The organism is Cupriavidus sp. GW823-FHT07A04 (genome assembly GCF_058794615.1).
The window spans coordinates 1-24,878 of record NZ_JBXAHA010000023.1 but is presented as its reverse complement, the minus strand read 5'-3'; the positions used below and the strand labels follow the sequence as shown (position 1 = coordinate 24,878).

Annotated in this window: 21 protein-coding genes, 1 pseudogene and 1 riboswitch; of the genes and pseudogenes, 11 read left to right on the top strand and 11 right to left on the bottom strand. The window is 63.2% G+C overall.

Annotation, left to right across the window (positions count from 1 at the left end):
• Window positions 1-31 precede the first annotated feature (31 nt).
• Both AC1Q7Q_RS32615 and AC1Q7Q_RS32610 read right to left on the bottom strand, forming a co-directional pair.
• Window positions 32-472: a hypothetical protein gene (locus tag AC1Q7Q_RS32615; RefSeq protein ID WP_492372544.1), complete on the bottom strand. Its 441-nt coding sequence runs from the start codon at window positions 470-472 to the stop codon at window positions 32-34.
• A gap of 24 nt (window positions 473-496) precedes the next feature.
• The gene (locus AC1Q7Q_RS32610; protein WP_492372543.1) at window positions 497-817 is read right to left on the bottom strand and encodes a hypothetical protein; all 321 of its coding nucleotides are present in this window, start codon (window positions 815-817) and stop codon (window positions 497-499) included.
• Between the two features lie 582 nt (window positions 818-1,399).
• Here AC1Q7Q_RS32610 and AC1Q7Q_RS32605 point away from each other — a divergent pair.
• Together AC1Q7Q_RS32605 and AC1Q7Q_RS32600 are read left to right on the top strand one after the other, a co-directional pair.
• Window positions 1,400-1,909 carry a DUF1993 domain-containing protein gene (locus AC1Q7Q_RS32605; RefSeq protein ID WP_043356507.1) on the top strand — a complete coding sequence of 170 codons (510 nt, stop codon included), beginning with the start codon at window positions 1,400-1,402 and terminating at the stop codon, window positions 1,907-1,909.
• 415 nt (window positions 1,910-2,324) lie between these two features.
• Window positions 2,325-3,833 (top strand): aminotransferase class V-fold PLP-dependent enzyme, encoded by a 1,509-nt coding sequence (locus AC1Q7Q_RS32600; protein ID WP_492372542.1) that lies wholly within the window; start codon window positions 2,325-2,327, stop codon window positions 3,831-3,833.
• Window positions 3,834-4,181: 348 nt separating this feature from the next.
• On the opposite strand, the pseudogene AC1Q7Q_RS32595 reads toward AC1Q7Q_RS32600, so the two are convergent.
• Window positions 4,182-4,301, bottom strand: a pseudogene (locus tag AC1Q7Q_RS32595) (IS5/IS1182 family transposase); the annotation flags it as partial.
• Window positions 4,289-4,921, bottom strand: coding sequence for a TetR/AcrR family transcriptional regulator (locus AC1Q7Q_RS32590; RefSeq protein ID WP_492372541.1), 633 nt, complete (start codon window positions 4,919-4,921; stop codon window positions 4,289-4,291). The pseudogene AC1Q7Q_RS32595 and the gene AC1Q7Q_RS32590, both read right to left, overlap by 13 nt.
• Before the next feature lie 281 nt (window positions 4,922-5,202).
• Here AC1Q7Q_RS32590 and AC1Q7Q_RS32585 point away from each other — a divergent pair, with 281 nt between their 5' ends.
• The 4 genes from AC1Q7Q_RS32585 (at window position 5,203) to AC1Q7Q_RS32570 (ending at window position 10,417) form a co-directional block, all read left to right on the top strand.
• A complete protein-coding gene (locus AC1Q7Q_RS32585; protein WP_013958644.1) occupies window positions 5,203-6,096 on the top strand; it encodes an NAD(P)/FAD-dependent oxidoreductase in 894 nt (297 codons plus the stop codon).
• A gap of 96 nt (window positions 6,097-6,192) precedes the next feature.
• Window positions 6,193-7,056 (top strand): class I SAM-dependent methyltransferase, encoded by an 864-nt coding sequence (locus AC1Q7Q_RS32580; RefSeq protein ID WP_013958645.1) that lies wholly within the window; start codon window positions 6,193-6,195, stop codon window positions 7,054-7,056.
• Window positions 7,057-7,752: 696 nt separating this feature from the next.
• Complete coding sequence (locus AC1Q7Q_RS32575) at window positions 7,753-9,354, top strand: ATP-dependent nuclease (protein ID WP_492372540.1); 1,602 nt, start codon at window positions 7,753-7,755, stop codon at window positions 9,352-9,354.
• On the top strand, window positions 9,347-10,417 hold the full coding sequence (locus AC1Q7Q_RS32570; RefSeq protein ID WP_492372539.1) for a UvrD-helicase domain-containing protein: 1,071 nt from the start codon (window positions 9,347-9,349) through the stop codon (window positions 10,415-10,417). Before AC1Q7Q_RS32575 ends, AC1Q7Q_RS32570 begins: the two co-directional genes overlap by 8 nt.
• 372 nt (window positions 10,418-10,789) lie before the next feature.
• Here AC1Q7Q_RS32570 and AC1Q7Q_RS32565 read toward each other — a convergent pair whose 3' ends face one another.
• The 3 genes from AC1Q7Q_RS32565 to AC1Q7Q_RS32555 form a co-directional block, all read right to left on the bottom strand.
• Entirely contained in the window at window positions 10,790-11,044 is a 255-nt protein-coding gene (locus AC1Q7Q_RS32565) for a hypothetical protein (RefSeq protein WP_492372538.1), read from the bottom strand.
• Window positions 11,045-11,277: 233 nt separating this feature from the next.
• Window positions 11,278-11,955, bottom strand: coding sequence for a hypothetical protein (locus tag AC1Q7Q_RS32560; RefSeq protein WP_492372537.1), 678 nt, complete (start codon window positions 11,953-11,955; stop codon window positions 11,278-11,280).
• A 551-nt stretch (window positions 11,956-12,506) separates the two neighbouring features.
• Window positions 12,507-13,118, bottom strand: coding sequence for a TetR/AcrR family transcriptional regulator (locus AC1Q7Q_RS32555; protein ID WP_492372616.1), 612 nt, complete (start codon window positions 13,116-13,118; stop codon window positions 12,507-12,509).
• Window positions 13,119-13,291: 173 nt separating this feature from the next.
• On the opposite strand from AC1Q7Q_RS32555, the gene AC1Q7Q_RS32550 reads away from it, so the two are divergent.
• Window positions 13,292-14,380 carry an MBL fold metallo-hydrolase gene (locus tag AC1Q7Q_RS32550; RefSeq protein WP_492376641.1) on the top strand — a complete coding sequence of 363 codons (1,089 nt, stop codon included), beginning with the start codon at window positions 13,292-13,294 and terminating at the stop codon, window positions 14,378-14,380.
• A gap of 108 nt (window positions 14,381-14,488) precedes the next feature.
• A riboswitch (FMN riboswitch) is annotated at window positions 14,489-14,652 on the top strand.
• Window positions 14,653-14,739: 87 nt separating this feature from the next.
• On the top strand, window positions 14,740-15,252 hold the full coding sequence (locus tag AC1Q7Q_RS32545) for a 6,7-dimethyl-8-ribityllumazine synthase (RefSeq protein ID WP_416051634.1): 513 nt from the start codon (window positions 14,740-14,742) through the stop codon (window positions 15,250-15,252).
• Between the two features lie 52 nt (window positions 15,253-15,304).
• On the opposite strand, the gene boxA is transcribed toward AC1Q7Q_RS32545, so the two are convergent.
• The 4 genes from boxA to AC1Q7Q_RS32525 all read right to left on the bottom strand — a co-directional run bounded on the left by boxA (window position 15,305) and on the right by AC1Q7Q_RS32525 (window position 20,986).
• Window positions 15,305-16,585: a benzoyl-CoA 2,3-epoxidase subunit BoxA gene (gene boxA / locus AC1Q7Q_RS32540; protein ID WP_492376639.1), complete on the bottom strand. Its 1,281-nt coding sequence runs from the start codon at window positions 16,583-16,585 to the stop codon at window positions 15,305-15,307.
• A gap of 118 nt (window positions 16,586-16,703) precedes the next feature.
• Window positions 16,704-18,131, bottom strand: coding sequence for a benzoyl-CoA 2,3-epoxidase subunit BoxB (gene boxB, locus AC1Q7Q_RS32535; protein ID WP_492376640.1), 1,428 nt, complete (start codon window positions 18,129-18,131; stop codon window positions 16,704-16,706).
• 104 nt (window positions 18,132-18,235) lie between these two features.
• Window positions 18,236-19,894, bottom strand: coding sequence for a 2,3-epoxybenzoyl-CoA dihydrolase (boxC, locus tag AC1Q7Q_RS32530; protein WP_492376638.1), 1,659 nt, complete (start codon window positions 19,892-19,894; stop codon window positions 18,236-18,238).
• Between the two features lie 117 nt (window positions 19,895-20,011).
• Window positions 20,012-20,986 (bottom strand): helix-turn-helix transcriptional regulator, encoded by a 975-nt coding sequence (locus tag AC1Q7Q_RS32525; protein ID WP_492376637.1) that lies wholly within the window; start codon window positions 20,984-20,986, stop codon window positions 20,012-20,014.
• Between the two features lie 89 nt (window positions 20,987-21,075).
• Between AC1Q7Q_RS32525 and AC1Q7Q_RS32520 the strand changes: the two genes are divergently transcribed.
• The 3 genes from AC1Q7Q_RS32520 to AC1Q7Q_RS32510 all read left to right on the top strand — a co-directional run bounded on the left by AC1Q7Q_RS32520 (window position 21,076) and on the right by AC1Q7Q_RS32510 (window position 24,761).
• Complete coding sequence (locus AC1Q7Q_RS32520) at window positions 21,076-21,540, top strand: DUF4863 family protein (protein WP_492376636.1); 465 nt, start codon at window positions 21,076-21,078, stop codon at window positions 21,538-21,540.
• A gap of 10 nt (window positions 21,541-21,550) precedes the next feature.
• On the top strand, window positions 21,551-23,095 hold the full coding sequence (locus AC1Q7Q_RS32515; RefSeq protein ID WP_492376635.1) for a 3,4-dehydroadipyl-CoA semialdehyde dehydrogenase: 1,545 nt from the start codon (window positions 21,551-21,553) through the stop codon (window positions 23,093-23,095).
• Window positions 23,096-23,189: 94 nt separating this feature from the next.
• Window positions 23,190-24,761, top strand: coding sequence for a benzoate-CoA ligase family protein (locus AC1Q7Q_RS32510; protein ID WP_492376634.1), 1,572 nt, complete (start codon window positions 23,190-23,192; stop codon window positions 24,759-24,761).
• Window positions 24,762-24,878 lie beyond the last annotated feature (117 nt).

Below are 24,878 nucleotides of genomic sequence, written 5' to 3'. Positions count from 1 at the left end.
TCCAAGGGATGCTCGTGACAAGGGTTGCTTGCTAGATGCCTGGGGGAGGGATCACACCATCATTGGCTGCCGTCTTCAGCTTGTTATAGGCTTGGGCGAGAATTCCTTGTCGGACATATTCATCGATGCTCTTTTTCGGGTAGCCGAGTAGCATCCCAATGATCCGATCGATGCCTTCATCAGGACTGTGAAAGTTGTCCCGCTGCGCAGTCAAGGCGACCTTCATTGCGGAAATCCTCCACTCCTCACCTCGCCGGGCATACAGCAGATACGTGATAGCTGCATAGCTGTTGCCCGTCGCATTCGCGACGTCGAACTCCTCCATTCTTATCAAGCCACTTTCGACGTGCTGCGAAAAATCTTGGATGGGCAAGATGTCCCGATCGCCTAAGGCCTTGCCGTAATAGAACATCGATAGAGGCTTCTCACCTTCCAGCATCAGGCGCAGCTCATTTCCGGTGTGACCGTCCACCTTGATTCTCCTCGCAGAACACATTCATGCGTTGGACCAACCAGTTGCGACACCATTGTGACCAATAACAACGAAGCCACGAAAATCCCGATCGGCTATGTGAATCTCGCCTTCACCCCAGTGCGCGGCAGAAAATATTGCGGCTTCGTTCTTGCAGAGGTAGTCGCCGAGCTTTCGATGTACTTCAACGAGAACGCGCTCTGCTGGAATAAACTCGTCCAGTAGGCACAGTAGTTCCTGTTTTCGAAGGCCTTCCGGCCCGACGATGTGTATCCACTCTCTTGACGCTGCATCAATAGGCGGGAAATGTTGACGCATAAGTTCATGAACGTTCCGTGGATTCATGACACCTCCCAGACAGCTCCCGACTTATCTGCGGGAAGAGTTGAGATATTAGCTCGCTTTCCGGGGCGAGCAACCCGCGAGGCCGACGTGAGTTACGCTCACGAAATGACTCCGCCAACGGCCGTTCTTGGCCGGCAGGCGACGGCTGTGATCGAGGGGCGGCAGGCCGTACCCGACCCACTGCAGCCCTTCGACCCCGCCCGCACTGAACGGCAGCTTCCAAGGTTCAACGGTCATCTACGTTTCCCCGGCCGCTGGACCGGCGTGTCGCCCCTTGGGCTGGCTTGATGCGCCGTGACTGCTCGATGAAAACAGGCGGATTGGTTTGCAATGTGGAGAGCCGGTTCACCATGTCGGCGCTAACCGACGGGTCACGCAGCTTATCCGCGACCTACGACGGTCGCGTGGCGTCCAGGCACGATTGCGGCGATTCGCGCCGGCCGTGCCGGAATTCCCTGGGCAAGTAGTGACAGGCGCTTCTTCATCTCATTCATTTAGTCAGTACAATCACGCGTCCAAACATTAAAACAGGCCGGTGCGGCATCTTCCGCGCGGCATTCCACGTCGACTGAAAGAGTGATCATGACCATTTCCATCTACAGCGCCTCCGTCCCCGTTTTCAAGCAAATGCTGGCAGCATTGTCCGAGGTACTCACGAAGGCCGAAGCACACGCCACCGAAAAGAGCATCGACCCGAACGCGCTGCTGCAAGCGCGCCTGTTCCCGGACATGTTCCCGCTGGTGCGCCAGGTGCAGATCGCCGCCGATTTCGCTAAGGGCATCACCTCGCGCCTGGCCGGTGTGGAAGTGCCTTCGTGGGCCGACACTGAGGTCACGTTTGCCGACCTGCAAGCGCTGATCTCTAAGACCCTAGCCTACATTGGCGCATTCGACGCCGCGCAATTCGACGGGAGCGAACACAGGGAGATCGTCCTGCGTCCCGGCACGCCGAAAGAGAAGCGGCTGGTCGGCAACGCCTATCTGCAAAACTACGGACTGCCGCAGTTTTTCTTCCATATCACGACCGCCTACGCAATCCTGCGCCACAACGGAGTTGATATCGGCAAGCGCGACTACATGGGCGTGTACTGATCGTTGGGGCACGCGCCAATCGGACCGCCGGTCGGCAGCGGGTGTTGAACGACGTCCACGAAAGATCGGATGCCTTTGCGTGGCTGGGCGAAGCCGCCGTTCGAATGGCCACGAGAAAGCTCGTGCCACCGACCATAGTTGGCCGGGCTCGGTCCTTAGCAATCTAGGCGGAGCCTTGCCGACGCCAGAGGCGACTTGCGATCCTTCCGAGTCAGTCGGCGGCCTCACTGCGAATGGCCGGTCTTGCCCGCTACGGTTATTAAGTCACCCCGTGCGGCCAGGCCGCGTACGCGAAAATATTCTACATAGTGCGAATTCAGTAGCATTGAATGCTACGCATTCCCCTCTCGGGGATGGATTTTGGAAGCAACTTTCAGTGCGTTCGTCGTAGCATTTCTACCCTTCTGAAGGATGAATGATGAGCACGGACACTCTGCGGTACTTCGACTACGCTGCAACCACACCGGCGGACCCTCGTGTCATGGAGGCGATGTTCGGCTGCTTGGGGGCCGCCGGCGTCTTCGGAAACCCTGCGTCGAACTCCCACGCTGCAGGGCTGAAGGCAAGGGATGTGGTCGAGGAGGCTCGCGCCCAGGTAGCCGCTCTCATTGGTGCAGAGCCATCCGAGATTGTCTGGACGTCCGGTGCGACAGAGTCGAACAACCTAGCGCTCAAGGGTTTTTTCGACCACGAGCCGACGCGCCGCCATTTGGTTACCAGCAAGCTTGAGCACAAGGCAATTCTGGACACCGCGTCGCACCTTGAGCGACTTGACGTTTCCGTTTCCTACCTCTTGCCGAATCCGGCTGGCGAGATTTCGCCGGCCGCTGTTAAAGCGGCCTGCAGCAATCAGACGGGCCTCGTTTCGTTGATGATGGTGAACAACGAGATCGGCACCCTCACCAATATTGCTGAGATCTCGCAGATTGTTCACGCCGCTGGCGCTCTGCTTCACGTGGACGCGGCGCAGGCTGCTGGCAAGACCGCAATAGACGTAAAGGCGATGGGTATAGACCTGCTGTCGATGTCGGCACACAAATTCTATGGCCCGAAAGGCATCGGCGCGCTCTATGTGAGTCGCGAAGTGGCACCGCGTATTGCCTGCCAGATGCACGGCGGCGGACATGAGCAGGGGCTGCGATCTGGCACCCTTGCCACGCACCAGATTGTCGGCATGGGAACGGCTTGCGAACTGGCGCGTACTGAAATGGCGTCGGACAACGAGCGCATCGCGCAACTGAGCGAGCGCTTGCTGAGTGGTGTGCGCGCGTCAGGCGCCGTCACGCAGAACGCCAGTTCCGCGGCCCGCATTCCGCACACACTCAGTCTGACCGTGGAACTGCCCAATTTCCTCCCGTCCATGTTGACCGACGATCTGGCCATCTCCTCAACGTCTGCCTGCAATTCGGCGGCTGGCAAACCGTCTCACGTGCTGACTTGCGTCGGCCTGGGTGAAGATTCCGCGGAGCGCACAGTCCGCCTGAGCCTTGGACGCTTTACAACGTTGGCAGACGTGGATTTTGCAGTCGACTGCTTCCGCAAAGCCATAGAGCGCTGTATGGAAGTGGGCACGGGCCGACAGGACATGCTGATCAAGCAGCTCTCGAACGACGTGAGCGTGGCGCCACAGTTAAGCGGAGCCGACGTACGGGCGGCGCATGCGGTCGGGTTCCTTTCCATCGTCTGCAACCGGCACGATGGAGAGGCTGCCGGCCAGGTCCAGTTCGCGAAAATCGCGGAGGTGGCCAGTTCGCTTGGCATGGCCGCGCACTACCTGCCCGTAAAATCGGGGGGTGTCACCGTCGAAGCTGCTGCAGCCTTCGGTTTGCTCATGGCGGAGCTGCCGAAGCCCATACTTGCGTACTGCCGTACGGGAACCCGTTCGGAGACGCTGTGGAATATGGCATGCACCAGGCAAGGCTGACGGGGCGGTCGGCACCGAAGGACTACGCGACGGGGCGTGCGCGGGCTGACGTCCGATCCTCGGCGTTGGGCCTACGATCCTGCGGAGGGTAAGCAAAACCCCTAGGCCTTCTCGCCCGCCGAATCTGGGTAGGACATCAACCCGGCGCTGGCGCGACACAAGCGCCCGCAGCATGTTGGTATACAGTCGGTGACGAAGTACCGCTTGGACCGCAAGTCGTCGGTGGCTGTCCGGAGGGCATTCGAGGGTCTCCGCTCGACCCTTCTCTGTCGTTCCACTTGGGCCGCAGTAGCGGCCGCTATCGTGTGTAAAGCGGCCTCTGCCTGCCCGCGCGGACGGCTTTTGCGCTCATGCAATGGCCTCGCCCATCAGTCGTCCACGCATCATCCATAGGTTGCTCAGGGCGAACAGCGTATGCAACTGCTGCGTGTTCTTCATCGGCCGCGATGGCATCTTTAGATGCCACGGTGCGCGGCGATGAACATGGCGACGGCCGACCGGCAATAGGATTCGATTTCGTTGTCGTCCTCTGCTCTCGCCTCGTCGAAGCGGGCGATAAGCAGGAGATCGGATCCTTTGAAAAGCGCGGCGAACAAGCGGGCGGACTGGAGAGCATCGGGTACGTTCAGAATCGCTTTCGCGTGCAACTGACGCAACACGGCCTCGATTTGGGCGATGACATGGGCGGGGCCGGCTTCGTAATGGAGCTTGCTTAACGACTTTTGATTCGTCTTGTCGGCCAAAACCATGGCTTCGACACTGCGGACGTCCGGGCTCAACAGCGTGCGAAGCAGGGATGACCCCACCGCCATGAGCTGATCTTCGACCGAACCGTCGACGCCTTCAAAAAGAGCCTGCGGTGCAAACTGCTCGCAGCGGGCCACCATGGCCGCGCTGAACAGCGCCTCCTTGTTCTCGAAGTGCCGATAGATGCTTAGCTTGGATATCTTCGCCCGCTGGGCGACCTTGTCCATGGTTGTCGCTTGAAAACCCAGTTCCACGAAGAGTTCGCAGGCGGTGTCGACTATCGTTTGGCGAAGCGCCTCGTTGGCGGGCCGACCGCGCCGGCCCTCGCTGTTTTCGGTCACGGAAATTCCAGTACTTGACAGTATTCAAATTCTTGCACTACGATACCACGGAGTATCGAAAATGTGCAAGCCAAGGGTAGGTTCCAACCGGTTGTCCAAATCAGCTTTCCCCGGGCCGCCCGGCGATAACGAATGCGGCATTGTCCGGCCGGTCAATAGCCATGGGCAACTTTCTGCCAATGCCGAAGCCCTGCTCGCTGACCGTCTCAAGCGCTTATCTCCGGACGTTATTGCGCACCAGGCCTAGCCACCCCTCTATCCACAACACGGAGCCCATCACCATGAATGACGTCATCATCATCGGCGGCAGCTTTGCCGGCCTCGCCGCCGCCCTGCAGCTCGGCCGTGCGCGCCGCAAGGTCACCGTTCTCGATACCGGCCGGCCGCGCAACCGCTTTGCCGGCCACTCGCATGGCCTGCTCGGCCACGATCACAAGCCGCCGCTGGACATCCTAGTCGAGGCGCGGCAGCAGCTCGCGCGCTATCCAACGATCAGGCTGGTCAATGCTCGGGCCGAGAGCGTGTCTGGCGCCATCGACGATTTCTGCGTCGTCACTGACGATCACGAAAGCCTAAGGGCGCGCCGCCTCATCCTGAGCTATGGCGTAGCAGACCAGATGCCTGATGTTCCGGGCTTTGCCGAAAGCTGGGGCACGTCCATCGTGCCCTGCCCCTATTGCGACGGCTTCGAAGTCGCCGGCCAGCATTGGGGCCTCGTCTGGTCCGGCCCACAGTCGCACCAGTCTGCCAGGCTGTTCCGCGATTGGACTGACAAGTTGACTGTCTTCGCCGATGGTCATGACATTGCGGCCGATATCCAGGCCGATCTGGCGCGCCGCAACATACCTGTCGTCGATGGCCGGATCGTCGAGATCGCCCATCACAAGGGCCATATCACCACGGTCAATCTCGATACCCGCCGCAATGTCGCGGTCGACGTCCTGTTCGCCCATCCGCGCAACAAACCGTCCGCAAGCCTGCATGAATCACTGGGCCTTGCCACGGTCGATACGCCCACTGGCATCGTCCTCAAAGTCGACGAGCGCCGCCAAACCAGCATCCCCGGCATCTACGCCGCTGGCGACCTCGCCACGCCCTTCTTGCCCTCGGTCACCCAGGCATCATCGCAGGGCGCGATGGCGGGTATCTTCGCCCAGCAGTCGATGGTTGTTTGAGAGCACAGATTCCTTTCTCCCGTTGCGTCGTCGCCTTCGAAAAGGTTGGCGTAGATCGGCGCGGTGAAGGACGGATCGTCGAGTCAAGGAGATGACATGGCAGAGCAAAGTGCCGATCAGGTCGGTGACTGGAACGGTCAAAGCGGGGAGCGCTGGGTTGCCAACCAGGCCCGGCTCGACGCTATGGTGGCGGTGTTCGGCCAGGCCGCGATAGAAGCCGCCGCGCCTGCGACGGGTGAGCGCGTGCTGGACATCGGCTGCGGCGCGGGCGCGTCGAGCCTGGCTCTCGCAGCCCGCGTCGGCGCAGGGGGCCAAGTGCTGGGCGTGGATATATCCGAACCGCTGATCGGCCGAGCGCGCGCGCTTGCGCAACGGGATACGCCGGCCCTGTTTCAGGTGGCCGACGCCAGCAGCGCAGAGCTGCCCGAGGCCGCGTTCGACATCCTGTTCTCGCGTTTCGGGGTGATGTTCTTCGACGATCCGATAGCGGCGTTCGCCCACATGCGACGCGCGCTCCGGCCCGGCGGGCGGGTCGCTTTCGTCTGCTGGCGCGGCGCGGCCGAGAACGATTGGGTGCGCCTGCCGATGGGCGCGCTCAAGGGCATCGTCCCGCCGAGCGCGCTGCCCGATCCCGAAGCGCCCGGCCCGTTTTCCTTCGGCGACCGGGGGCGCGTGGCACGCATCCTGACGGCGGCTGGCTTCACCGATATTGCTATCGCCCCCTTCGACGCTTCCGTCCCGTTCGGCGAGGGCGGGACGCGGGACGCTGCGATCGACGACGCGGTGAAGATGACACTCGAGGTCGGCCCGTTGTCGCGTGCGCTCGCTGATCAGCCCGACGACATCCGCGCCCGCGCCTCGGCCGCAGTTCGTGCCGCCTTCGCGGGCCTCCCCGGCGAGCGGTCGGTGATGATCAACGGCGCGGCGTGGATCGTCATGGCACGCAATCCGGTAGGCTGACAGGGATTAAACAGGGAGACGCCCCCGCTCGGTGGAGTGGGGCGATTTTGGCCGGCCAAATTGATGTCCCTCCAAGCTTGGAAGCCGCCATTAGTGAGCTAGAGGCCTTGATGGCGAGGTACAGGCCGCTTCTGGCCGGTCTCGACCCGCTGACCATTTGGGACCGGACTCTGCAGCGCCAGAAGCGACTTCCGACCCGTCTCTGCCGTCCAGCGACTCAACGCCGAACGGCCGGAGTGGTAGATTTTCCGTCAATCGGTAGCGTTAGACTGTCCCCGTGCGCGGCCCGAATGACCGTTCGCGGCTGCTCAACGGACTGATTTTTGCCGATCCCCAGCGCCCGCTCTTGGCCGACTACGGTCGGCGCTGATGCGCCTGGCAGGCACGCGGCTTCCCCAAGTCTTCGTTTCGGCTTGATTAATTTATTGCGGCCGCCGCGCCCCATCTGACCCCCATGTTTTGCCAAAGTGTCTGAAGCAGTGGTGCATCAGCGCCGTGCGCCCGCGCTGCCGCGCCGAGGCGGAACCGTACGTGGCCACCTCGGCGGCCAGTTGATCGGCTTGAGCGAAGCCTTGAGGGCCCTGCCGCGCGACGAATGCCCGGCGGGAGCTAGGGCCAGCCGCAGCAGGCGCCGAGAAACGCAGCGAGGCATGTATCTTATAATCCTCCCGGACAAACTTCGAAGCGGGGTGTGGGTTGATTACCAAGATTAAGATCCGTGGCTATCGCATTTACACCGACTTCACCCTGTCGCCCAATCCGAAGCTCAACCTGATAGTGGGCGGGAACGAGGCCGGCAAGTCGACGCTCATTGAAGCCATTGCGCTTGCCCTGACCGGTCGCATCGGTGGCCGCAGCGCAGGCGAAGAGCTGAACCCGCACTGGTTCAATGCCGGATTGGTCGCCGAGTTTGTGGCCAAGATCAAGCGCGGTGAACGCCCCAGGTTTCCCGAAATCCATATTGAGCTGTACTTCGAGGATAAGCCTGAGCTGCAAAGGCTCTGCGGCGCCATCAACACAGAGCTACCGACCCGGGCCTGCCCAGGCCTGTCGCTCCGGATCATGCCCGATCCCGACTATGCGGACGAATTGGCCCAGTGGATGACCAAGCCTTCCGCCCTTCTGCCGGTCGAGTACTACCTGGTTGACTGGCGCTCGTTTGCCGACGAGCGCATCACCAACCGCCCCCGGCAACTTGCAACGGCCATCATCGATTCCCGCACGGTTCGGTCTTCCAGCGGCGTCGACTATCATCTGCGACAGATCCTTGGCGACCATCTCGAGCCGGCGGAGCGTGCCACCGTCTCTCTGGCCTATCGCCAGCTCAAGGCCACGATGTCGACGACGGCACTGGATGCGATCAACAAGCGCATTGGTACGATTCACGCGTCCCTCCACGACCAGCCGATTTCGCTGGCCATGGATCAGAGCGCTCGAAGCGCCTGGGATGGCGCCGTGACGCCGCATGTGAACGATGTCCCGTTCTCGATGTCAGGGCAGGGACAACAAGCCGCGATCAAGATTTCGCTTGCCCTGAACCGTAACGCCGGACACGCAGCGTTCGTCATGATCGAGGAGCCGGAGAATCATCTTTCCCATACCAGCCTGACCACGCTTCTCTCAAGAATAGAGGCGCTCACTGGCAACTATCAGCAACTCTTCATCACCACGCACAGTACCTTCGTGCTGAATCGTCTCGGTCTGGATGCCATCCTTCTTTTGGCAAACGGTAAAGCTTCGAAAATTACGTCGCTGGATCCTGACACTGTGTCGTACTTCCAGCGCCTGCCTGGCTATGACACGCTGCGCATGGCTCTGGCAAAGAAGATCGTACTCGTAGAAGGGCCCTCCGATGAAATCGTCTTCGAACGATTCTTCAAAGATATGTTCGGGAAGCGCCCCATGGAACTTGGCATTGACGTAATTAGCATGCGGGGATTGTCCCTGGCTCGCTGCCTTGAGTTCTGTGCGGCGTTGGACAAGCCGGTAGCCGCCATGCGGGACAATGATGGCACGGACCCGGCCGAGCTTCTAACTGCCGTTGATGAGTGGCTCTGCGCAGGGAAGCGTGAGCTATTCATTGGACAAGTGGCGCAGGGCCGAACTCTGGAACCGCAACTGGTCCACCACAATGGCGAGGCGACTCTGCGCAGCCTGCTCGGCATCACTGCGGCTGCGGATCTCCACAAATGGATGAATCGGGAGAAGACCGAAACCGCGTTCCGGATTGCGAGCGCTGAGTCCACGCTTACGCCTCCCGACTACATGCGCGAAGCCGCCGTGTTCATCCATGGCTAATCTGCTCACCTTGGCTGTTGCTGGCTCGCGCAAGACTCAAGGTATCGTCGATCATTGCGCAGCGCTTCCTTCGGAGCGTCGCGCGCTCGTGCTGACCTTTACCCAGGCGAATCAGGAAGAACTGCGACGCCGACTGGGGCAGCGAGCGGGCGATCACCTCGGCATCGAGCTGATGGGATGGTTCACCTTCCTGTTACGGCATTTTGCCAAGCCATTTCTCCCGTTCAAGTTTCCTGGAAAGAGAATCCTCGGCTTCAACTTCGAGGGGCGACCGCATATGAAGGCAACCGGAACGAAACGGTTCCTGGATGCTAATGACGCGGCGTACGCGTGCGAGCTTGGTCGACTCGCAAGTGAACTTCTGGGAGCGAGCAAAGGCGCACTGCTGAGGCGTCTGGAGAGCTTGTATGACGAGATCCTGATCGATGAGGTGCAAGACCTGAGTGCCCATGATTGGGCAATCGTTGATGTCCTGCTTGGCTCTTCCATTGAGATCCGGATGGTCGGAGATATCCGTCAATCGGTCTTGGCAACGAACCCGCGCAGCACTAAAAACAAACAATATGCCTATGCAGAAGCGGTCAAGTGGTTCCGTGAGCGGGAACGACTGGGTAGGCTGACTATCAAGGAGAGTGTTGAGACATGGCGATGCCATCCGAAGATCGCTACATTTTCCGATACGATTTTCGATCCGAGCTGGGCGTTTCCGTCGACCGTGTCTCGCAACGAGGTGACGACGGACCACGACGGCGTGTTCCTTCTTATGAAGAAGCACGTGAGGGAGTACGTCGAACGATTCGCACCTCAATGCCTGCGAAGCATGGCTGGTTCAGGTAAGGAGTTCAATCTCGACTTCATAAACTTCAAGGTCGCAAAGGGTGCAACGTACGATCGTGTGCTCATCGTGCCGACGGCCGGCATCACCGACTTCGTGCGCAAGGGATCAAGCCTGGAGCCCATGCCGGCGGCGAGCTTTTATGTGGCCGTTACTCGAGCTGCACAAAGTGTGGCCATGGTCCTTGACAATGCGGGCGCGTCCAAATTGCCATACTGGACACCGTAACGCGCTATCGCGCTGGTTGCGGCCAGGCGCAATGCAGCACCTTGCTAAGCCGCCGCGGCCGCCACGGGTATCAATGGACGTCGGCCATTCTTGGAAAGCGGTCGGCGTACGCTCAGATTTAGTGGCTAGTATCGGACGATGCTAGGTTGACGCCTTCCGGGGCTAGGCGAAAACTGCGTTGACTGCTGCACGACGTCTGAGACCATATCGGCAGTACTGCCGATAGCGTCCAACCAAGGTGTCCGTGCCCAGTGTTGTAGGTAGATCGGGTAGACGTGCGGATTGATGAAATGCAGGCCTCGTCGAGGCCACGGACGGCCCCATGCCTGGCATTGTGCAAAGGATGCTGACTCTGCGGTCTACATGCGCTAATCAAACGTCCATGAGCGTCGCGACATACTCGTCGTAGCCCAGCCAGTCGATCTTTCCCTTGGTTGTCGGCGACTTCCAGTCCAGGATCCACATCATTGTCGCGGCGGTGATCGTCGGGCCAAGCGCAAGCTCGGCCCTGACCAGATACAGAATCTCCCGGTAGGCCGGCTCGTCATTCTCGATCTCATCGTGGCGCGGCTCCCAAAGCCTCACGAAGCCATCGGCGACCAATGGGACGGCGCTCTGCTGGGACATAGGGTATGCACGCTGTGTCGTGACGATACCACCCAATGTCCCGCGCTCACTTCGTACGGTCTGTTCAGTCAGTCACCGTCAGCCACCGAACAGCGCCGCTCCGGTCCTTGCATGCGAAATTAGCGCGGGGGTGTCAAGCTAGCGCGGGGGTGTCAAGCCCGCGCTCCTTCTAACCGGACTGGAGAGCCTACACCGAGAAGCAAGGGCTCTTCATCCAGTTACTAGCCAGTTGCTCACTCCGGGTCGCACATGTCCGGGGGAAGCGGCGTGCAATCGTCAAGCGTCTCCTGGGCGTCCTCAACGATCGCTCGCGCCTCATTGAAGGCTTCGGCAGTGACCGTGGGGGAGGCGAGCACACGCGCCGCGCGACGCAAGGCATCGGGCAGCGGCTCCATGCGCACCATCTCTTCGCCAAACGGCAGATCGTCCAGGCCGAGGCGACGGTTCTCGTTCGCCGACTCGAACTCCACGTCGATCTGGCCGGCACACTCTCGATAATGCGAGATCGCTGTTCGGGCGACGGCGACCGCTTGTTCCAACTGCTCCACCTCTTCCGGCGTCGGCGTCGCCTCCACAGCGTCCGGGATTATAATAGTGCCCCTTGCAGCACTCCGAGTTGGGCGATATGACGTCTCCGCTGAAGTCGGAAGAGCGCCATGCCTTTGAGTTAAAAGAAAATCCCCTCCCGGCCGAGATCGCGACGCGGTGTAGAAGGCGTCGCCGTAGGCTGCCAGAATCGTATGGTCCTCATGCTGCTCGAAGGCCTGCAGTGCGGCGCCAAAAGCCGTCGCGGTCACGGTACTTTCGTCGAATAACGACGCCAAGTGTAGAAGCGGCGCGCATTGGCCGGGATCGACCGCTTCCAGGTCGGTCCAGTGGCATTCGCGTAATCGAAGGAACGGCGAGTCCATCCGTCCCGGATCCGCCCTCATAGAAGGTTCATATATGAGCCCCGGGTCCCGCGCTTCGTCCCCGGGAAAGACCTGAACCAGGTGCGGCCGCAACAGGCTTGTGCATAACGTGGAGTCGGAGACATGTCTCACCGATGCCCCAATGCCCGATGCGAGGACAAGCCGCCATGGACGAAGCTGAAGCTCGACACCCAAAACATGTTCTTCGAAGCACCTCAACTTTCTTTTGTCACGCCGGAAATTCTGCTGACACTTCCACCTCAAAACTCCTTTTGTCACTGCATTTGAGCCGTTACGCAATACTCCTTTGTTTTCAATAACTTACACGATACGGTCACCTCAATTCTCTTTTGTCACCGCACAAGATTGAGAGATTGCGATCGATGAAAATCAAGTCTGCTGCCGGCAGATACAGTTGTCCGGCATGGTGACGACTAAACCTTGGGCCCGCTGCTTCGCCGGATCCGAAACCGAGTGGGAAGCCGAACTACAGGTGCAACCGGAATCTGCGCCGCGCCATCAGTGGCATGGACGGGCAAAAACCTTCAAGCCTAAACCACCCCATACCGCGCAAGAAACATCGCAACCGCCGAATCCACCACCTGCCGCTGCATCGCCGCATCCAGCGGGGGCTGTCCCATGGTGATCTGCGGCCAGAAGGCAAACGCCTTGATCAGCGCCTGCAGCTGACAAGCGGCAAAGGCGGGATCCGCCGCTTTCAGCTTGCCGTCGGCCTGGGCCGCGCGTATCCAGACATGAATGCCCTCTTCCCGCTCGCCCAGCCTGGCGACCATTTCCCTCGCCCGCTCTGGCGAGTGGATGGTCTCGGCGATGGCAACGCGTGCCAGGTCCATGAAACTGGCGTTGTTGAGCATGTTCATTTTCAGGCGCACCAGCTCGCGCAACTGCGCATCCACCGGCTGGTCGCTCGCGTAAGCCATGTCAAGTTCGCCCTGGCTGCTCTCCCATAGCTGGGAAAGTATCTCGGCAAACAGTTCGTCCTTGCTGGCGAAGTGGTTGTACACCGTGCGCTTGGAAACCGCTGCCCGGGCGGCGACCTTGTCCATGCTGGTGACTTCGAAGCCGTTGTCGCGGAACTCGGCGATGGCGGCCTGAATGATGGCTTCGCGTTTGCGATCCGTCAGGCGTTGGGCTGGGGGCATGGCGTTCCTGGGGGGCCTTGGCGTTGGGGAAAGCGGTTATTTTACACTGACAAGTTTACTTTCCATAAAATGGAAACTACACTGTGCAGTACAGTTTTTGCAAATCGAAGCTGGATGGATCGGCCCCCGCCGCTTGCCCTGCCCCCTCCCCACTTTGGATCCTGATTGCCATCATGACCAATCATTCGCCCCGCCCCGTCAGCCGCCAGAGCTACACCCAGTCGCCGGAATCGCGCGCGAGCCAGGCTCGCGCCCTGGCCGGGCCGCCCAAGGGCGGCTTGCTCAAGACCCTCGGCATCGCCTGGCGCTTTCTCTTCGACAAGCCCGCGGACACCCAGCCCGCCGGCCCGGTTCCGGTGCAAACGCTGACGCAGGCTGACCTGCTCGCCGCGCCGGACAACACGGTGTTTCGGCTTGGGCATTCCACCGTGCTGCTGAAACTACGCAACGCTTTCTGGATCACGGATCCGGTCTTTAGCGAGCGCGCTTCGCCGGTGCAGTGGGCTGGCCCGCAGCGGTTCCATCAACCGCCGATCGGCATCGACGCCTTGCCGCCCATCAAGGCCGTGATCCTCTCGCACGATCACTACGATCACCTGGACCGTGCGGCCATCATGGCACTGGCGGACAAGACCGAGCACTTCCTGACGCCGCTCGGCGTAGGGGATCGCCTGATCGACTGGGGGATCCACGCGGGCAAGGTGAGGCAGCTCGACTGGTGGCAAACCACCGAGGTGGAGGGCGTGCGTTTTGTCGCGACACCGGCGCAGCATTTTTCCGGGCGAACGCCGTTTGACGGCAACCGTACGCTGTGGGCGTCTTGGGTGATTCTGCACACCGATCTGCGTGTGTTCTTCAGTGGCGACACGGGCTACTTCGACGGCTTCAAGCGTATCGGCGAGCGCTATGGCCCATTTGATCTCACACTGATGGAAACCGGCGCTTACGACGTGAACTGGCCCGCCGTGCACATGCAGCCTGAGCAGACCCTGCAGGCGCATATCGACCTGAATGGCAATTGCCTGCTGCCGATTCACAACGGCACCTTCGACCTGGCCATGCACGCCTGGCACGAGCCCTTCGACCGCATCATCGCGCTGGCCGCCGCGCGCGGCGTTCCAGTCAGCACGCCGCGCATGGGCGAGGCCGTCAGCATCCTGCAAGCGCACAACGCGGATCGCTGGTGGCTGGACGTGAAGACGCGCCGCAACCGCAAATCGATGCCTGCCGCAAGCCCGCGCATTCTCAACGAACAGCCCTGAGAAAAGCAATGTCGGGCGCATGACGGCCAAACGGCTGGCCTGGGCCACGCCAAACTCACAATCGCATCACGGTGTATCATGGCTGCGTTGCAGGCTTCGCGCCTGCATCAGCGTTCTCAGGGCGGGGTGAAAGTCCCCACCGGCGGTGATGGCGATTTTTTCGCATAAGCCCGCGAGCGCCCGGTTCTCCTCGAAGTCTCCGAGAGCCGGGGTCAGCAGATTCGGTGCAACTCCGAAGCCGACGGTCATAGTCCGGATGAAAGAGAGCGCGATGTTTCTGTTCCCCGCCCCGTCTCCCGGCGCCGGGGGACTAAACTCGTGCGCCCTGATTCTGGTAACCCACTCTTCTGAAGAAGGCCATGAATCAGTTAGTTTCTCCTGTCCAGCGCGACCACCGCGACCTCCAGGACACCGCACCCGTCAATCCGGCCTGGCGCTTTGCGTTTATCCACGCGCAATGGCATGCGGATATTGTTCACCAGGCCCGCGACGCCTTCCTCGCTGAAATGGCCGCGCGCGGCGTAGCGCGCGAGGCAGTGGACGTGATTGAAGTGCCTGGCGCGTTCGAGATCCCGCTGCATGCACGCAAGCTGGCGGACACCGGGCGCTATGCGGCGATCGTAGCGTCGGGCTTTGTCGTCGATGGCGGCATCTACCGCCACGAGTTTGTCGCGGACGCCGTCATCAGCGGCCTGATGCGCGTGCAACTCGATACGCAGGTGCCCGTGCTCTCCGCCGTGCTGACGCCGAAAAGCTTCCACGATCACGAAGACCACCGCAAATTCTTCAGCGAGCACTTCGTCGTGAAGGGCCGCGAGGCGGCGCAGGCCTGCATCAAGACCGTGGAAAGCCTGAGCAAGCTGGCGGCGTGACCGGATCGGGCCCGCGCCAGGGCTCGGGGGCGCGGCGCGCATCTTCAGAGAATCAGTACGTCTCCAGGTGCAGCCGCCCGTCCTTCTTGAGCGCGGCGCCCACCGTGTCCCACGACAAACCCGCCTGCTGCGCCACGTCCCGCAAGGCCAGCACCACGCCCTCCTCCATGCTCTTGAGCCCGCAGACGTAGAAGCAGGTGTTCGGGTCCGCCAGCAGCGGCCCCAGGTCGGCCGCGCGCTCGCGCATCACGTCCTGCACATAGCGCTTGGGCTGCCCCGGGGTGCGCGAGAACGCGAAGTTGATATCGATGAAGTCCTTGGGCAGGCTCTGCAGCGGGCCGAAGTAAGGCAGCTCCTCCTGCGTGCGCGCGCCGAAGAACAGCATCAGCTTGCCGCCCTCGAGCTTGCCGGACTTGCGCAGCCGCCGGCGCCATTCCGTCATCGCGCGCATCGGCGCGCTGCCGGTGCCCGTGCAGATCATCACGATATGGGAGCGCGGATGGTTGGGCATCAGGAAGCTCGCGCCAAATGGCCCGATCACTTCCACCTTGTCGCCCACCTGCAGGTCGCACATATAGTTCGATGCCACGCCGCGCACGGGGTTGCCTTGGTGGTCTTCCAGCACGCGCTTGATGGTGAGCGAGATATTGTTGTAGCCCGGCCGCTCGCCATTGCGTGGGCTGGCCAGCGAATACTGGCGCGCATGGTGCTGGCGGCCGCTGGCATCCACGCCCGGCGGCACGATGCCGATCGATTGGCCTTCCAGCACCGGAAACGGCGCGGTGCCGAAGTCCAGCACGATATGGTGCGTATCGTAGTCGCGCCCGACCTCGGTGACGCGCGCATTGCCAACCACGGTGGCCGTGACGGAGCGGGCGGCGGCCTTGGCGCCGTAGAGGTTGGTATAGGCGTGCGCGGCCGACCACGGCGGCACGGTGGCGCCGTACTGGGCGCTGTTGAAACCGTCTTCGCCGGTGACGGCCGCTAGCGATGACGCCGGGGCGGATTCGAGAAGCGGCTCGGCATCCGCCGCCACGCCTTGCGCGGCAAGCTGCTCGGAGGAAAGCTCGTCAGGCAACGTGTCCCAGCCAAACTGCTCCACGATGCCGTAGGCCTTGGCGCGCGGCATGGTGCGCCAGTTGTCGATCGAGCCGGTCGGGCATGGCGAGATGCAGGCCATGCAGCCGTTGCACTTGTCCGCGTCGACCACATAGTTGCGCGCATCGTGGGTGATGGCCGCGACCGGGCAGGTGGCCTCGCAGGTATTGCAGCGGATGCAGATCTCGGGGTCGATCAGGTGCTGCCTGATGACCTGGATGTCGGACATGTCCATGGCGAACTCCGGGGGTGATGCGACCCCTGTGGCCGGGGCCTTTTGCCGCGGGAGCCCACCGGGCCCCCGCCTTCTTGCGATTTTTGCCTTTCGATTTCTGGCTTTCGACTCGCGACGCTCAGTTGAAGCGCACGTACTCGAAATCCACCGGCTGGCGGTTGATGCCCATTACCGGCGGCGCGATCCAGCCGGCAAACTTGCCGGGCTCGACCACGCGGCCCATCAGGCTGGCCACATAGGCGCGGTCGGTCTCGCTAGGCAGCCACTGGTCGACATTGGCGTTCCATTCCGCGTCCGAAATCACCCGGCCATCCGGCGAGATCTTCACGCCGGAAAGCGCGCCGATATTGCGGTGGAAGGCTTTATGCGGGACCTTCAGGCGCAAAGGGATGCCAGCCTTGTCGATCACGCGGTTCCAGCGCTCCACGCCGGCCACGCTGTCCTTGATGTAGTCGTCTCGCAGCACTTCGTTGAGCGCGTTGAGCATCGGCACTTCCTTTTCGATCAACTGGCCGCCGCTGGCCTGCAGGACCTTGTAGGTCTGGCCCTTGAGCACGTGGTCGTCGGCGCGCTTGCCTTCTTCGTAGCGGCCCTTCAGGCCGGTGCTGTAGAAGGTCGCGGCGTTGCTCGACTCATCCGCGCCGAACAGGTCGATGGTCACGCTGTAGTGGAAGTTCAGGTAGCGCTGGATGGTCGGCAGGTCGATCACGCCGGCGGCGCGCAAGCGGGCCGGGTCGTCGGTCTTGAGCTCGTTCATCACCTGGCAGGTGCGCTGGATCACACGCGAGACGCCGCTCTCGCCGACGAACATGTGATGCGCTTCCTCGGTCAGCATGAACTTGGTGGTGCGGGCGAGCGGATCGAACGAGCTTTCGGCCAGCGCGCACAACTGGAACTTGCCGTCGCGGTCGGTGAAATAGGTGAACATGAAGAACGACAGCCAGTCCGGCGTCTGCTCGTTGAACGCCTGCAGGATGCGTGGGTTGTCTTGCTGGCCGCTGCGGCGCTCCAGCAGCGCTTCGCCTTCTTCGCGGCCGTCGCGGCCGAAGTACTTGTGCAGCAGGTAAACCATGGCCCACAGGTGGCGGCCTTCTTCCACGTTGACCTGGAACAGGTTGCGCAGGTCGTACATGCTCGGCGCGGTCAGGCCGAGGTGGCGCTGCTGCTCCACCGATGCGGGCTCGGTATCGCCCTGCGTGACGATGATGCGGCGCAGGTTGGCGCGGTATTCGCCGGGCACGTCCTGCCAGGCGTCTTCACCCTTGTGGTCGCCAAAGTGGATCTTGCGGTTGGCCTCGGCGGGGTTCAGGAAAATGCCCCAGCGATAGTCCGGCATCTTCACGTGGCCAAAGTGCGCCCAGCCTTGCGGGTCGACGCTGATGGCGGTGCGCAGGTAGATGTCGAAGTCCTGCGAGCCATCCGGGCCCATGTCGTTCCACCAGCTCAGGTAATTGGGCTGCCATTGCTCGAGCGCGCGCTGCAGCGTGCGGTCTTCGCTGAGGTTGACGTTATTGGGGATCTTGTCGCTGTAGTTGATGCTGGACATCATGGTCTCCGGGCTGGCTATGCGTTGGATGCGGCGTGTTCGGGTTCGGGTTCGGGTTCGGGTTCGGGTTCGGGTGCGATATCAACGATATCAGCGGTGTCAGGTCAGACGCGGTTCCAGTCGAACGCGGCCTTGTCGCCCTTGCCGTAGACCTTGAGCGCGCCCTTCTCGCCCACCGCGTTGGGGCGCTGGAAGATCCAGTTCTGCCAGGCGGTGAGCCGCCCGAAGATGCGGGTGAACATGTTTTCCTGGCCGTTGAAGCGCAGGTTGGCCTCCATGCCGGTGAGCGCATCCGGCGACATGGCCGCGCGCTCTTCCAGCGCGATGCGCACTTCATCGGTCCAGTCGATGTCGTCGGGGTTGGCGGTCACCAGGCCCACCGCGAATGCGGCGTCGGCGTCCAGGGGCTGGCCGGCCTTGGCGCGCACCGCGTCCAGCGCCGGCTGCTCGTCGTAAAAGCGCCGTCCCAGGCGGCTCTGACCCGTCACCATCGGGTACAGCCCGAAATTGGTCTCGGCCACGGTGATCCTGGGCGCGCGCGCCTCGTCGTCCGGCAGCGCCAGGTGGTAGCTGCGGTCGCACGCCAGCGCCAGCTCCAGGAAGGTGCCGGCAAAGCACGAGCCCGGCTCGATCAGCGCGAACAGGCTGCGCGAGGACACATCCAGGCGGGAGAACGTGCGGCGCAGCAGGCCGATGGTTTCGCGCACCAGCCAGTGATCCTGGTTGGCGAGCAACGTGGCGTCCATGGCCAGCACGTTGGCGGCGTCGCCTTCGGTCTTGATCAGCCAGGTGCCGATATCCAGTTCGTTGGTGCGCATCGACAAGATGGCGTCTTCGAGTTCGCGCGCCAGTTGCAGCGGGTACCAGGCGGCGCCGGCCTCGGCGATGGCGGCGACGCTCGTCGGCTGCGTGGCGGATGGGCCCTTCACGGTGAAGGCAGCCTTGCGGCCCGCGCGGTCGATCTCCACGGTGACATAGGTGTAGCGCAGTGCGTCGGCCTCCAGCGTGCGCGCGAGCGGGGTCAGCGCCACGCCGCTGGCGTTGGCCGGGCGGTCGCTCTGCGCGGCCAGGGCCTGGGCGCGCTCCTGCACTTTTTGCGCAAAGACGGCGGGCTTGGCGATGTCGTCCACCAGGCGCCAGTCCTTGGCGCGCTGGCCACGCACGCCTTCGGTGGTGGTGCAGAAGATATCCGCAAGGTCGTGGCGCACGTGGCGCTTGTCGGTCACGCGGGTCAGGCCGCCGGTGCCGGGCAGCACACCCAGCAGCGGCACTTCGGGCAGGCTCACGGCGGAGGAACGGTCGTCGACCAGGATGATCTCGTCGCAGGCCAGCGCCAGCTCGTAGCCGCCGCCGGCGCAGGCGCCATTGACCGCGGCGAGGAACTTCAGGCCGCTGTGCTTCGACGAATCCTCCAGCCCGTTGCGCGTCTCGTTGGTGAACTTGCAGAAGTTCACTTTCCAGGAATGGCTGGAGACGCCCAGCATGAAGATATTGGCGCCGGAGCAGAACACCTTGTCCTTGCCGCTGGTGACCACCACGGTACGCACCTCCGGATGCTCGAAGCGGATGCGGTTGACCGCATCGTTGAGCTCGATGTCCACGCCGAGGTCGTAGCTGTTGAGCTTGAGCTTGTAGCCAGGACGCAGGCCAGCGTTCTCATCGATGTCTACCGCCAGCGTCGCTATGGGGCCGTCGAAGGTTAGCTTGAGGTGCTTGTACTGGGACGGATCAGTCTGGTATTCGACGCGGGGGGCGGTAGTCATGGCTGTGTCTCCTCAGCAATGAAGCACAATAGTGCATGGATTGGGTTTTGGTGAAAGAACTATAGTTCATACATCAAAACTCCGTCAAGCAATATTGTGCATCTACCCACCAAGGAATCAGAGCGGCAGTTGCAATGCGTAGCGCACGCGCTCGCGCAGCGCCAGGAAGGTGGGCTCCAGCGGCTCGGCGCTGGTGTCGACGCTGAACTCCGCCTTGGAATAGAAGGCCGCGCGGCCAGCCAGGATATGGCGCAGGTCTTCCATGGCCTCCTTGCTGGCGGCCATCGGGCGGAAGTCGCCCTGGGCGCGCACGCGGTTCATGTGATCTTCCGGGCTAGCCTGCAGCCACACCGTGGTGCAATGGGCCAGCAGCAGGTTGAAGGTGGCAGGGTCGGACACAAGGCCGCCAGGCGTGGCGATCACCGCTTCGGGATAGATCTGGATGGCTTCCTCCAGCGCGCGCCGCTCATAGCGGCGGTAGGCGTTCATGCCATACAGTCCCTGGATTTCGGAGATGCTGCAGCCGGCGAACTTCTCGATCTCGCGGCTGAGTTCCACAAAGGGAAAGCCCAGGTCCTCGGCCAGCATGCCGCCCAGCGTGGACTTGCCGGCGCCGCGCAGCCCGATCAGCGCCACGCGCGGACTGCGCGCGGCGTTGCCGCCGCCGGTGCCGAGCATCTCGCCGACCGCAATGCGCACGCGGCGCAGCGTGCCTTCGTCGCGGTGTTCCAGCAGTTCCCGGATCAGCAGCCATTCCGGCGATGAGGTGGACACATCGCCAAGCAATTCGGCCAGCGAGCAGTGCAGCGCCGAGGCGATCTGCAGCAGCACCAGGATGGAAGCATTGCCACTGCCGTACTCCAGGTTGGCCAGGTGCCGCTCCGAAACCCCGGCGGCCAGCGCCGTGGCCTTGCGGGTCAGCCCCCGGCGCGAGCGGAGCTCACGCACGCGCTCGCCCAATGCGGCGAGAAAGGCGTTTTTCTCCACCCCGCCGGCTTCCGCGGCGCTACCGTTGCCTGGCGCGGCATCGCCGTCCTGCTCGCCGGCAGTCTCCCGCGTTAACCCGGGAACATGCAATATAGTGCTTGACATGATTTCGTGATGGCTCTATGTTTCACACATGCACAATAATGCATGAAGCGCGGGTATGCAACCCGGCTGAGCCTAACGGAGCCCCTTCCATGTCCCCCACCGAATTGCGCGAGCAGATCGCGCGGCTCACGGCCCGCATTGCTGGCCGCCCACTCGATGCCGCCCTGGATACCTGGCTGAATGCCGAGCATGGCGCAGGCAGCGCCACTTACAGCGAACTCAAGGCGGCCTGCCAGGCTGGCGTGGCCGAGGGCTGGCTGTGCAACCGCGAGGGCGGCGGCATCCGCTATGGCCGCATCTTCAAGCCGGCCGAGGACCTGCACGGGTTCTCCGTCGACGTGGTCGACATGCAAGACATCGCCGGGCCGCATCACACGCACCCCAATGGCGAGATCGACCTGATCGTGCCGATCGACGCCGCCGCCGAGTTCGACGGCCGCCCCGCTGGCTGGCTGGTCTGCCCGCCGGGCAGCGCACACCGGCCCACCGTCAGCCACGGCCGCGCGCTCGTCCTTTACCTGCTGCCCGACGGCCGCATCGACTTCACCCGCTGAGATTGCCTTCATGACCGAACTGCTTTCCAACTATCTTGGCGGCCGCTGGCAAGCCGGCTCCGGTGCCGGCGCGACGCTGTCCGACCCTGTACTGGGCGATGCGCTGGTGCGCGTGGATGCCACCGGGCTCGACCTTGCCGCCGGCTTCGCCTTTGCGCGCGAGCAAGGCGGCGCCGCCTTGCGCGCCATGACCTACCGCGAGCGCGCCGCCATGCTGGCCGCCGTCGTCAAGATCCTGCAGGCCAACCGCGATGCCTATGACGAGATCGCAACCGCCAACAGCGGCACCGTGCGCAACGATTCCGCCGTGGATATCGATGGCGGGATCTTCACGCTTGGCACCTATGCCAAGCTCGGCGACGCGCTAGGAGAGCGGCGCTACCTGATCGACGGCGATGCCGCGCGGCTCGGCAAGGACCCGCTGTTCCAGTCGCAGCACGTGCTGGTGCCCACGCGCGGCGTGGCGCTATTAATCAACGCCTTCAACTTCCCGAGCTGGGGCTTGTGGGAAAAGGCCGCACCGGCACTGCTGGCGGGTGTGCCCGTGATCGTGAAGCCCGCGACAGCCACCGCCTGGCTGACCCAGCGCATGGTCAGGGACGTGGTGGACGCTGGCGTGTTGCCGCCCGGCGCGCTGTCGGTGGTATGCGGCAGCGCGGCCGGATTGCTGGACCAGCTGCAGCCGTTCGATGTGGTCTCCTTCACCGGCTCGGCCCAAACCGCCGCGCTGATCCGCTCGCATGCGGCGGTGACGCAGCGCTCGGTGCGCGTCAATATCGAGGCCGACAGCGTCAACTCGGCCCTGCTGCTGCCCGGCGAAGCCGCCGGCAGCGAAGCGTTCGACCTGCTGGCCAGGGAAGCCGCGCGGGAGATGACGGTCAAGTCCGGGCAAAAATGCACGGCCATCCGCCGCATCTTCGTGCCCGAGACGCTGTATGGCGCTGCCGCCGATGCCATCGGCGCGCGGCTGGCCAGGGTCACCGTGGGCAATCCCCGCCATGAAGCGGTGCGCATGGGCGCGCTGGTCAGCCGGGCGCAACTCGCATCGGTGCGCGAAGGGCTGGGTTACTTGCAAGCCCAGGCCGAGGTGCTGCACGACGGCGCGACGCACGCGCTGGTCGATGCCGATCCGGCCGTGGCCTGCTGCGTCGGGCCCACGCTGCTGGGTACGCGCGATGCGGACGCTGCCGATCGCGTGCACGACACCGAGGTGTTCGGCCCCGTGGCCACGCTGGTGCCCTACCGCGATAGCGCCCACGCACTGGCGCTCGTGCGCCGGGGCCAGGGCTCGCTGGTGGCATCGCTCTACGGCAGCGATGCCGATGCGCTGGCCCAAGCCGCCGTGGAACTGGCCGACAGCCATGGCCGCGTCCACGTGATCTCACCCGAAGTTGCCCAGCTGCATACCGGCCACGGCAACGTCATGCCGCAATCGCTGCACGGCGGCCCGGGCCGCGCAGGCGGTGGCGAAGAACTGGGCGGCTTGCGCGCGCTGAATTTCTATCACCGGCGCAGTGCCGTGCAGGCAAGCACCAGCGTGCTGGCACAGCTTTAATGCACCACCGGCACCGCCACCACCAGCACCAGCACCGCCACGGCAGACCCACCAAAACATCGATCCATCGATCCGTCGATAGGGGGAGACAAGCATGACAGCCGAACCACAAGTCCAGCCACCCGGCACGCCGTTCAACTTCGCCCAGCACCTGATCGCCTGCAACGCGCAGCGCCCCGGCAAGACCGCCTACATCGACGACCACGGCACGACGCGCTACGGCGAACTGGCCGAGCGCATCCGCCGTGTTGCCGCCGCGCTGCTGGCCAGCGGCATCCATCGCGAAGAACGCGTGCTGCTGCTGATGCACGATGGCAACGACTGGCCGGTGTGCTTCCTCGGCGCGATGTATGCCGGCATCGTGCCGGTGGCGGTCAACACGCTGCTCACCGCCGACGACTACGCCTATATGCTGCAGCACAGCCGCGCGCAGGCCGTGCTGGTATCGGGCGCGCTGCTGCCCGTGCTGCAGCAGGCCATGGCCCAGGGCGGCCACGAAGCCGGGACCGTGATCGTCTCGCGGCCCGCCGGTCCGCTGCCCGATGGCATGATCGCCCTCGAAGCGTGGATCGAGCGCAACGCGCCGCTAGCCGCGCCGGCCAGCACCGGCCCCGACGATCCCGGCTTCTGGCTCTATTCGTCAGGCTCCACCGGACGCCCCAAGGGCGTGCTGCACAGCCAGGGCAACCCGTACTGGACTGCGGAGCTCTATGCCAAGCCCGTGCTGTCACTGGGCGAGGCCGACATCTGCTTCTCGGCCGCCAAGCTCTACTTTGCCTATGGGCTCGGCAATGCCCTGACCTTCCCGCTGAGCGTGGGCGCCACCGTGGTGCTGATGGCCGAGCGGCCAACCCCCGAGGCCACGTTCAGGCGCTGGCTGGACTATCAGCCGACCGTGTTCTTCGGCGCGCCGACCGGCTACGCGGGCATGCTCGCCGCGCCCGGGCTGCCCACGCGCGAGCAGGTCTCGCTGCGCCTGTGCTCCTCCGCCGGCGAGGCCTTGCCCGCCGACCTGGGCGAACGTTTCACCGCGCATTTCGGTTGCGAAATCATCGACGGCATCGGCTCGACCGAGATGTTGCATATCTTCCTGTCCAACCGCCCCGGGCAGGTTCGCTACGGCACCACGGGCTGGCCGGTGCCGGGCTATGCGGTGGAACTGCGCGACGAAGACGGCCACGCCGTGCCCGACGGCGATGTGGGCGACCTCTATATCCAGGGCCCGAGCGCAGCGCTGATGTACTGGGGCAACCGGGAAAAATCACGCGAGACCTTTCGCGGCGGCTGGACCAAGAGCGGCGACAAATACGCGCGCAACGCCGACGGCAGCTACAGCTACGCCGGGCGCAGCGACGACATGCTCAAGGTCAGCGGCATCTATGTCTCCCCGTTCGAGGTGGAAGCCACGCTGGCCCAGCACCCCGCGGTGCTCGAAGCCGCGGTGATTGGCGTGCCCGACGACGCGGGCCTCACCAAGACCAAGGCCTTCGTGGTACTCAAACCCGGCGCACAGGTCAGCGAGACGGAGCTGAAAGCCTTCGTCAAGGAACGGCTGGCGCCATACAAATACCCGCGCATCATCGAATTCATGGGCGCGCTGCCGAAGACGGCCACGGGGAAGATCCAGCGCTTCAGGCTGCGCGAGATGGAAGGCGCGCCGGCGTGAGAAACAATGTGGGAGCACGCCAGCGCCCAACGGCATAACAAGCGCCCGCCCTCTCCCCCGGCCCCTCTCCCACAAGTGGGAGAGGGGAGCCAACCAGCGGCAAGATCAACCAACTGT